We start from the raw sequence: 9,144 nt of genomic DNA, 5'->3' as shown, positions 1-9,144 counted from the left end.
TTCATCCCGTTTACAGGGAAACGGGGGCTTACGCCCGTCGAAGATGCTGATGCCGAGACATTTCGTGCTTTTAAACAGGTATTTCCGGAGCACCATCCGCCAGGAGAGCTTTTCGCTGTCGACAAAAACCACGTTTTTGTAAAGCTTGCCCGTGAGATTGAGATAATAGGTGCCGACCCCGCCACATTCCGGTTGTTGGACGAAGCTGGGCAGATTCGCGTGTGATAAAGATCAAGTTTATTACCGTGCCATCAAAATCGAAGAAGCGGATCCCGATTCGTTTCGACGTTTGAAAGGGGATTTTTCGGTCGACGACAAGCATGCTTACAATTGAGCGCCCGTAGCTACGCTCGCCAGAGTGTGGATGGTTGCCGTCCGTTGCGAATCACCACTTTCTGGCGAAGGCAGCTACTCAAAAAAAAGGGGGGGAGTGCAGTAAGGTGTTCCAGCCATCGTTTCCTATCCTCTAACCTTCCCTTTTTTAACCTTTCCTTGGCGGCGCCAGGCCGGCTGATCATCGCAGGTTGCCGGAAATCGATTCAAGCGGGTGTCCGCTGGCGAAGCGACGCTGTTCGTAAACGAGTGGCGCGTTCGCGGATCGAGGCATGTAAGATTGATGCGACAAAGTGGTTGGAAGGATGGAGAGCAATCACCGTTCCACGCGATCGAAGTTGCGAGTGGAGTTTTGATTGGCCAACGCATAACGGTCCGTCTCACTCAGTTGAACTTGGTCTTTGGCATCGACAGATTGCTGGGGCCACATGTGTAGGTGAAACCCGCTTTGACGAATGGCAATAGGACGCTGGCGCGAGTGGGGGTCACGTAGATGTCATACTCCTCGGCGTCAACTTTGCTAATCGTGCAGGGAATCGTCTCACGAACTCCGTTTGCATTGATTGTCAGAATCGCATCGAGGCTCGCATCGGCATCCTTTAGGTGTTGATCCCACTCGTTAATTGCAACGTATTCGTAGTCAGTGTCCGTATCCTCTAGCGGGACATCTACGAGCGGAGGTGACTGTTTGGCACGCTGCACCGGGACGCGGTCAGTCCACACCAATTGTTCTTTCAATTGAGGCCCTGACCAAATCTCGTTGCCACCGGACCACGTAAACGCAAACGTGTCTTCGCCTGCTTGCCCGGACGCTATCGCAAACAGACGTCGCGTTGAATTTGGTTGGTCGTCCAATATTGCAAACTTGATCCGCGTGACGGGCTCGCTCAATGTTTCGGCGAGCCAATCCGATAGGTTCTCTGTGTTGTATTGGCGTTCACTCCAGTTGGCCAAGATGCGTTGACCGCCGGGCGACTGAAACAGCCATGTCTGCCCTGCCGTTTTGTTACGACTGCTTTCCTCGTCCGACACGGTCTTGGCGGTAAACGATTCGCCAAGGGCTGCTTCGATTGCGGCTGCAATTACGTTAGGGTCGATTGGCGACGTGGCATCACGGAATAGCTCGCCAGATGAAGCGGCCGAGATATACGGGATTCGGAAAGGATACTGGCGAAGCAGTTTGTCGATCTCGGGTGATTCGATGTGGCGAGTCAAACTAGCGGACAGAGATTGCCGTTGCAGCCAATCGGTCGCTGTTGCCTTGTCGACGGCGGCAAGGTGTTTCTGTAGTGACTTGAAATCACCGTTTGCAATGTCAGCGATGGCTTGATCGGCGACTTCACTATCAGGAATCGGGTTTACCAAAACCCACTGTTTTGCTTCCTCAACCTGCCCGGCGCGGACCATGGCGACGATCGTCGACTCAATACGTCGAGGTAGGCTCCACGAGTCAGCACCCGAAATCTGTAGGCACTGTTTGTAGGTGTCGATTGCTTTTTCGAGTTGGTTTTTGCTCAGATAGTAATCGGCCACTTCTGATTTCAACGCGGCATCGGCATCGTCTGTCGGTTGTTGTTCGTCGCGACGCAACCAAGCGGCAAGCTCGTCGTCGTCCGATAGTCGGATGGATTCACGGATTGCAGCATTCACCAAGACATCGAGCTCCATCGCGTCCTCGAGGTCGCTGAGACCGTCGTCGGTCGGAATGTTTTTTGCTGAGACCAAATCTCGAGCGAATTGACGGATCAGTTCGTCGAGGTAAAAGCTTTCTTCGCTATCGTAAACCGATGATGCAAGTTGAATGGCCTCGCGATGATACGCCGTGGCTTGTGCGGTCTCGCTTCGGTCCATTGACTGGGCAGCCTGCAGTCGCAGTCGTTGGATCCGAACCGAATCGGATTGAGTCGTGGATGTGGTTTCGAGGAAGCGATTCGTTTGCGTCGAATTCACGCGAAGCAATAGAAAGCTGCCGATTTGGTTGTGTTTGCCGGTGTCCTCGGGCCATCGCTCGATGATCTCTAGCGGACGGCCAAGCTGTAGCAGCGCGTCGACGAGATAATCGGCCGTGACGGTGTCGATCCAAGCGTCATCGTCCGCGTCAATTTGGTCCGGTCCGTCCGTCTCGGCCGCATTTTCAAGTTCCGCACTGTTTTCCAGATCTTGATTGGGATCCGCTTCTGCGGAACGGTGCCACGCCAGGAATGCATCGAACGATGTCACTGCTTGTTCATAGTCAGCGTTGGTGTAATTGGCCCAAGCGGCGAGTGCGGTGTGCCAGCCGTTTTCGTGCTCTGGTGAGTGAGACTGCAAGGCGGTTTGCAGTTTATCAACGTCACAGTACAGCGAATCATCGTAAGCACGAAGTACGAGGCTGCGGAACAGGGCGTCGGCAGCGTTCGATTCCGCGAAAAGTTGCTCGAAGTCATCCTCTTGCAATCGAACATCGAGATGGTTTTCGTTGGCAATTGACTTGATGTATTCCGATTCCGCGATCGATTGGCTTTTCAGGAAGTGTCCGGCGGCTTGGTCGAGCCGTTCGTCGCTCCAAGCCAAATTTCCTAAGGCGATTTCCAGCAAACCCGCTGGTAAGCTTTCACGCTGCTTCAGTTCGGCGACAACAGCCTCAGGGAATTCCGACGACTTGCGAAACGTTTGCGAGACTAAGTGTGTCCATTGATATTGCTCGTCGTTTTCGGCGATGATATCGACCAGCTTTGTGACATCTTGCGGACGCCCCTGGGTGATCGCGTTGTAGAAGATCACCGAATCCAAGGGGCAGAGTCGAAGTGCTTTCATCGCGGCGTCGGCAGCCTTGTCGTTTTGATCCAATTCGTCATGAATTAGCGATGCGATCCAGAATCCGTTGGGATGATTTGGTGATAGATTTTGAGCTTTGCTGACCGCTTGCAGCGCGGGTTCGTATTGCTGGAGGTTGTAGTAACAGACCGCCAGCGACGGCCACACGCCCCATAAAGAGTCGGGATTATTAATCGATTTTAAAACTCGCACCGCTTCATCGAATTGTTCCAATCGCATCCAAGTGTAGGCGGCTTGCAACTGCAGCACTGGACGGTCTTGCGGAAGCATCGGCATTGTTTCGGCGTTGCGGATGACTTGTTTGGCTCGCTCGGGATCGCCGTCATACCATGCAACCTCTGCTTCGCTTAACTCCGTCAACGCGTTGTCGTAACCCTCGTCCAACGGTGAATCGCCATGCAGATAGGACGCGTACTCGGCGGAAAGTCGGCGGCCAAACTCGAGTCGCTGCCAGTCGTAGTATTTCCACTGGCCCGATTCACGGACCAAGAACCATTGCAACGATTCCGCTTGATCGGAATCGGAATAGCCCAGCAAATCGACTACCGCCAATTTTCCGGTGGAGTCAAGGCGAACATCGAGGAGGCGTATTTCACCCGAGATGGAATCGGGATTGGGTTGGTATTGCGAGAGCCAATTTCGTAGCGCCAAGCGATCCATGATGCTGAGCGAACCGCCGCTATGGTCGCTCATTGCGACGGCTTCGATAAACTGCGTCATACTGAAAGGGATGTCCTCTGCATTTTCGAGCTTCGCATTACTGTCGTCAATGAACTGCGCAATCGCTGGGTCGACCGAAGGTGTTACTTGCGTCGGTTTCTCGTCGAACAATCGATCCAACGATCGATTGAAATCCTCGGCGTCTCGCGTAAATGCATCTTCGCGTGGTTCAAGTTCGACTTCCGGCGCCGGGCGAGCAATTCGCTGCATCGCGACAAAGGCGATGGTGCCGATACCCGCGCAAAACAACGCAATTCCCGCCATGATGATGGCGACGATGATCAACACACGCTTGGTTGACGTGGGTGCCGATTGGGATTGAGGGTGCGGATATTGTTCTGAAAAAGGATTCGATTGAGACACGTCCGTTATCCGATGCGAATGGTTGCCCCCAGGATATCGACGAGCGAGATCGCTTGCAGGACCGATCCCCAGGTGGCAATCATCTTAACCGCAAATCACGCCTCGCCCAATTCTCGTTTGGCTGTTTTGCGTGTCAATTTAGCCGTTTCACGAATCTATTTAGACGTTTCACGGGCGTTAAATTCCATTTTCCATTTTTCGTCGCCGCGGGTGCTGTGGCACCACAATTCGAACATACCAAGTTCCGTGATCCGGCTGGCAAATTTCACGGGAATGAAGGCTTCGCCCGATGTCGATTCGGACGTCAAATGGACCGTGATTGGTTCAATCTCGACCACTTCATCCTGGTTCCAACGATCGAGTTTTGAACCTGCTTTGTCATCCGAGCGGACTGCGGAACTAAAGAAACGAAATTGAGCAGGTTTGCCGACGACGATCCCAACTTCTTCGCTCGGCACTTCGGTTTCGGTGCCCTCTTCCATCCCTCGAGCCGCAACGCACAATGCACGCAGCGGTCGTGGCACCCCGGGGATCGCCAATCCGGCGGTTTCGATTCCAACATAATAGGAGCGGGCCGTTCCGCCGCGGATGCGAATTCCGCCGCTTTGTTTGCTGAATCCGTAGTAGGCAGCCCCCATTGCGACGGAGGTATCCAGATCGTCGAGTCCGCCTAGCACGACGGGATCGTCGTCATACCAGCCGTTGATCGTGTCGAGCATTCGCGTGCGAAGCGTTTCGCTGCGAAAGACGCCGCCGTTAAACAGCACGTGCGTTGGCGTGACGCTGGTCGCTGTGTCGTCACCGGATTGGTCAGCCAGAAAGGCGGCAACATGTTTCGTGACCGCTGCATCGGCTTCGTAAGGCAGTCCGATGTCCTGGAATCCCGATGCCGCGTTGTGTTCGGGACGCGCCGAGGCTTCACATTTCGGGAAGAAGCCTTCGACGATCAACTGCTGAGTTTCCGTCTTGCCGATTTCGGCGGATATCGTGCCGCCAATCAGCGAGCTACCGCGCCCCAACACCGAGACGGTTTGTTGTTCGGGGCCATCGGACGACAGCAGCTGTTCTTTGGCATCACGACAGGCATGCCAGAGTGCAACGCTTTGCCAGGGATCCAGTTCGTGGCCTGACTCAGCGAACTTGGTACTGGCGAAGTGAGCGAGTGCCAAGTCCATGTTATCACCGCCAAGCAGCAAGTGATTGCCCACCGCAAGCCGCTCGAGGTTTAATTCGCCATCTTTCTGCGAGACCGTTACCAGGGTCAAATCGGTGGTTCCGCCACCGACGTCGACGACCAACATCACGTCGTCGGCACGAAGTGATTGTCGCCAATCGTCACCTTTGGCCGACAGCCAACGGTACACGGCGGCTTGCGGTTCTTCGAGCAGGACGAACGTTTCGGGCAATCCGGCTGCCACGGCGGCTTGCCGTGTCAATTCACGCGCCGCAGGTGCAAACGATGCAGGGACGGTCAACACTACCTGCTGTTCACGCAGCGGAGCGTCGTCGTGTTGTTCGTTCCATGCGGCGACCAGATGCGACAAGAATCGGACGGTGCATTCGTATGCCGACACCTTGTTGACTTCGGGCGGTGATTGCCACGGCAGCACCGCATCGGTGCGTCCGACACTGCTGTGGCAGAGCCAACTTTTGGCGGCGACGACGACCCGTTGCGGATTGTCGGCGGCTTGAGATCGTGCGTAGGCTCCGACGACGCCGCCGGCGGGATCTGGGTTGTAGGCGGTTCGCAACGATTCGACTTCGGATTCACGCGGCAGGTACAAGAACGACGGAAGTGAATCGCGGGCTTCGATTTGTCCCGGCTGGATGAGCTGCGGAATCTTCATCAGTTGAAGATCGTCAGGGGTATCAAGCGGGCAAAACGCAACCACCGAGTTGGTGGTGCCGAGGTCGATTCCGATACTGTAACGGGCGTTCATATTGGAAGAGTCTGTGGAGTCAAACGAGAGAAAAGTCGAGGGAAATGGCCCCTCCGGTGGTATTGTCGCCGCCAATTCGAGCCATGCAAACGTGCCCTTTTGCCGAAGCGGCGAGGATGTCCATTAGAACGGGATTGTGACCCGATCTCGGCCTCTATCGGGCAACGCCTACGAGCCAAGTGCTTTATCAGGCCTTGGTTTTCCGGTAGCGATACTCGCCAAGAGTTTTGCACGCCCCCCCGTAAGCCGCTGAAAAAGGAGGCGGGAGCCTACGAAAGCAGTGCGTTCCCAGGTAGGAGCCTGAGGACGAGTGTTTTTTCTATCGCTGGACTTGTGCCGGTGCGATCACGTTTGCATCACGCTCGCTGCCGCTGTATTTGGGCAACTCGACCTTCGTGGCTTGCCATCCTTGGTGGATCAGTTTGCCGGTGGTTGTCGAACCTTCGCCGATCCACTGATAGCGTTCGGGCGATCCATCTTCGCCGACATCGATCTGCGATCCCTCACCGACATCGCTGACCGGCGCGAGTTCAAAGAATCTTGTCAACGTCGATGCACACTGTTGTAAGCAGGGGCGAGCGGCGGCACCGACTTGCGCATCGGCAAATTTTGTCAGGTCTTCTTGGATCAGATCAACAAATCGGGCCTCGCGTTGCAGAGCGGACAATAGGGTGATCGCATCGCTTCGCACGGGCTTTGCCGCAAGCGGTTTGGGGGCCGCTGCGGGCTGCGGTTCCGTTTTGGGTAGCAACTTCGGTTCTGCTTCCTGCGTCGTTTCAGGCTGCAGCGCCTGGCGAATCCGCTCAGACGCTTGTTTGTCGAAAAGTGCTGCTGAGAACGCTCGAAAGGCGATTCCTAAGCCCATCCTGATGTCCCTAAAAATAAGGCCGTAAAGGTATCGTGATGACAGGCGAAAAGCCTATCCCGGGGTTTACTCGTTTTCGCTCTCAGCGACTTTTAGGTTCTTGTACTTCTCGTTTAACTCTTCGACCAACAAGAAGCCGATGTCCGTGTTCGCGACGTTGATGTACTTCAATTTCGGTAGCGATGCAAGTTTGCTAAACCCTTCGTCGGTGAACCTTGTACCGGCGACATTCAGACGTTCAAGGTTTTGTAATTTCATCAATGTGTCAACGGATTCATCACTGACCTTGGTCGACATCAAATTCAGTTCGGTCAAATTGGTCAATTTGCCGTAGGTGTTCAGCGCCTCGTCGTCGGTCTTTGTTTCCCACAGCCCCAGGTAGGTCAGTTTGGTCGAGTCAGCGATGGTTTGTAGGCCTTCGGAGCTGACCAATCGACATTCGCTGATGTCGAGGAACTTGACGTTGGGCAATTCACTGATGATTTTCATTCCGTCGTCATCAAGCGATGTATCGCGAAGTTCCAAACGCTCGAGCGTCTTCAGTCCAGCGATCGATTTGAGCCCTTCGCCGGTCACATCGGAACCACGAATGCGAAGCCGCTTCAATTTGGAGAGTCCTTCGAGTGCCGGCATCCCTTCGTCGTCGATCTTGGTGTAATCGAGTTGGATGGATTCGAGTGATTTCATTTTGCCGAGCACTTCGAGCGACTTGTTGCTGATCGAGGTGCAGTAGTTGGCATTAAAGGATTTCAGAGAAAGCCCATCGAGTTTGGCGACGCCGTCATCGGTCACCTTCGATTTTTCGAGTTGGATATCAGCTAGCGATTTGATTTTCGCCAACGAATCGAGTCCCGCGTCTGCGATGTTGGTATTACGCAAATCGATCGCTCGCAGCTTTTTAAGCGACGTCAAACTTTCGAGCCCAGCGTCGGTCACTCCGGTACGACGCAGAAATAACGCTTCGAGGTTTTCGAGTTTGCCGACCGATTCGAGTGTGAGATCGCTGATCGCCGAATCGGTCAGTGTCAATCGCTTGAGTTTGCTGAGTGACTCGATCGCCTGCATTCCTTCATCGTCAACGCCGGGACCGTTGAAAATGGCCACTTCAACGCTGGGAAGTCCCTGCAAATGCTTTAGTGATTCGGCGATACTAACGTCGCTGGAAACCGAAAGCTCGACGACGTTGCCCGCTTTGTTTTTCTCGAGCACAAATCCCGCTTCCTCCAACGCTTCGACATCCTCGTCATTGTCCGCAATGACCGGGGCCGTTTTGGGCTGCTCCACCGCAGCGGAATCGCCTGGCTGTGACTGCGTATTCACTCCATCGGAATCCGAGCGAGAGCAGCCGCTCAGCACGGCAATCGCCAAGCTGAGAGTTCCTGCAACGATTGGACGAAAACGACGGTCGAGGGAGTGTTTTTGGGTCATGGAAGCTGCTTGGGCTGAGGGATGAAGGGGGTGGGGCCACCATTTTATCTAATTGGCGAGTTGTCGAAAGGTAGCCGGTTCGTCGAGGGACAATTGAATTGACGGAGCAAGTCGGGCGGCGTCCGCCTGACAAAAGATGTTATTTGTGTTCTTTTTGCTCGAGAAAATGTTAAAGCGTGGAGCTGATTGTGGCAATCATGTCGAGTCGATTTAAAATGCTACAATGCGGATCGTTGCCGCTTTGATTCTCCCTTGATATGGTAGTTTGGCGGTTTTACGCCCCATTCTCTCAACCTACCCTTTCCTGTTAATTCCCTCCTTAAGGACCTTTGATGAGCAAGAAAACAACACGTCGAAATTTTATTGGCCAAAGTGCCGCATTTACTGCGGGCGTTGGTTTCTGGTCGGGCACTTCGTTAATTAGCCACGGCAAGGACTCGGCGCTACAAGGATTGTCGGCGGCCTGTATTGGCGTCGGCGGCAAAGGTGGCAGCGATACTAGCCACATCGGCGAGCAAGGCGTTAACATCGTCGGTCTGTGCGATGTCGATGGCGGCACGCTGACCAAGAAGGGACGCGAATTCAAAGACGCGGAACAGTTCACCGACTTTCGCGAAATGCTCGACAAGCTTGGCGACAAAGTTGACATCGTCACCGTCAGCACCCCGGACCATACCC

6 protein-coding genes and 1 pseudogene are annotated in these 9,144 nt (G+C 54.3%); 3 read left to right on the top strand and 4 right to left on the bottom strand.

The genetic code is table 11. The annotated features are described in order from the left end of the window. Positions 1-225 (top strand): hypothetical protein (locus ABX962_RS21680; RefSeq protein WP_372722231.1); only part of this gene is annotated, 225 nt, incomplete at its 5' end. Then, positions 170-334 (top strand): DKNYY domain-containing protein, encoded by a 165-nt coding sequence (locus ABX962_RS21675; protein WP_372722229.1) that lies wholly within the window; start codon positions 170-172, stop codon positions 332-334. The genes ABX962_RS21680 and ABX962_RS21675, both read left to right, overlap by 56 nt. Before the next feature lie 383 nt (positions 335-717). Here the strand turns inward: ABX962_RS21675 and ABX962_RS21670 are convergent, their stop codons facing one another. The 4 genes from ABX962_RS21670 to ABX962_RS21655 all read right to left on the bottom strand — a co-directional run bounded on the left by ABX962_RS21670 (position 718) and on the right by ABX962_RS21655 (position 8,466). After that, positions 718-4,233 carry a tetratricopeptide repeat protein gene (locus ABX962_RS21670; RefSeq protein ID WP_372722228.1) on the bottom strand — a complete coding sequence of 1,172 codons (3,516 nt, stop codon included), beginning with the start codon at positions 4,231-4,233 and terminating at the stop codon, positions 718-720. Between the two features lie 155 nt (positions 4,234-4,388). Next, positions 4,389-6,173, bottom strand: a complete 1,785-nt coding sequence (locus tag ABX962_RS21665; protein WP_372722226.1) for an Hsp70 family protein — start codon at positions 6,171-6,173, stop codon at positions 4,389-4,391. Positions 6,174-6,492: 319 nt separating this feature from the next. Beyond that, positions 6,493-7,038, bottom strand: a complete 546-nt coding sequence (locus ABX962_RS21660; protein ID WP_372722224.1) for a DUF2760 domain-containing protein — start codon at positions 7,036-7,038, stop codon at positions 6,493-6,495. A 66-nt stretch (positions 7,039-7,104) separates the two neighbouring features. Beyond that, positions 7,105-8,466, bottom strand: a complete 1,362-nt coding sequence (locus ABX962_RS21655; RefSeq protein ID WP_372722222.1) for a leucine-rich repeat domain-containing protein — start codon at positions 8,464-8,466, stop codon at positions 7,105-7,107. Between the two features lie 332 nt (positions 8,467-8,798). Between ABX962_RS21655 and ABX962_RS21650 the strand changes: the two are divergent. After that, a pseudogene (locus ABX962_RS21650) lies at positions 8,799-9,144 on the top strand (gfo/Idh/MocA family oxidoreductase); the annotation flags it as partial.

The sequence above is a fragment of the Novipirellula sp. genome, from assembly GCF_041583735.1.
Classification (GTDB): domain Bacteria; phylum Planctomycetota; class Planctomycetia; order Pirellulales; family Pirellulaceae; genus Novipirellula.
The sequence above is the reverse complement of the archived record's forward strand: the minus strand, read 5'-3'. Positions and strand labels throughout refer to the sequence as shown.

Excerpts from the sequence above, each read along its gene's own strand:
- ABX962_RS21665 (WP_372722226.1), bottom strand. The coding sequence starts at position 6,173 with ATGAACGCCCGTTACAGTATCGGAATCGACCTCGGCACCACCAACTCG.
- ABX962_RS21660 (WP_372722224.1), bottom strand. The coding sequence starts at position 7,038 with ATGGGCTTAGGAATCGCCTTTCGAGCGTTCTCAGCAGCACTTTTCGAC.
- ABX962_RS21655 (WP_372722222.1), bottom strand. The coding sequence starts at position 8,466 with ATGACCCAAAAACACTCCCTCGACCGTCGTTTTCGTCCAATCGTTGCA.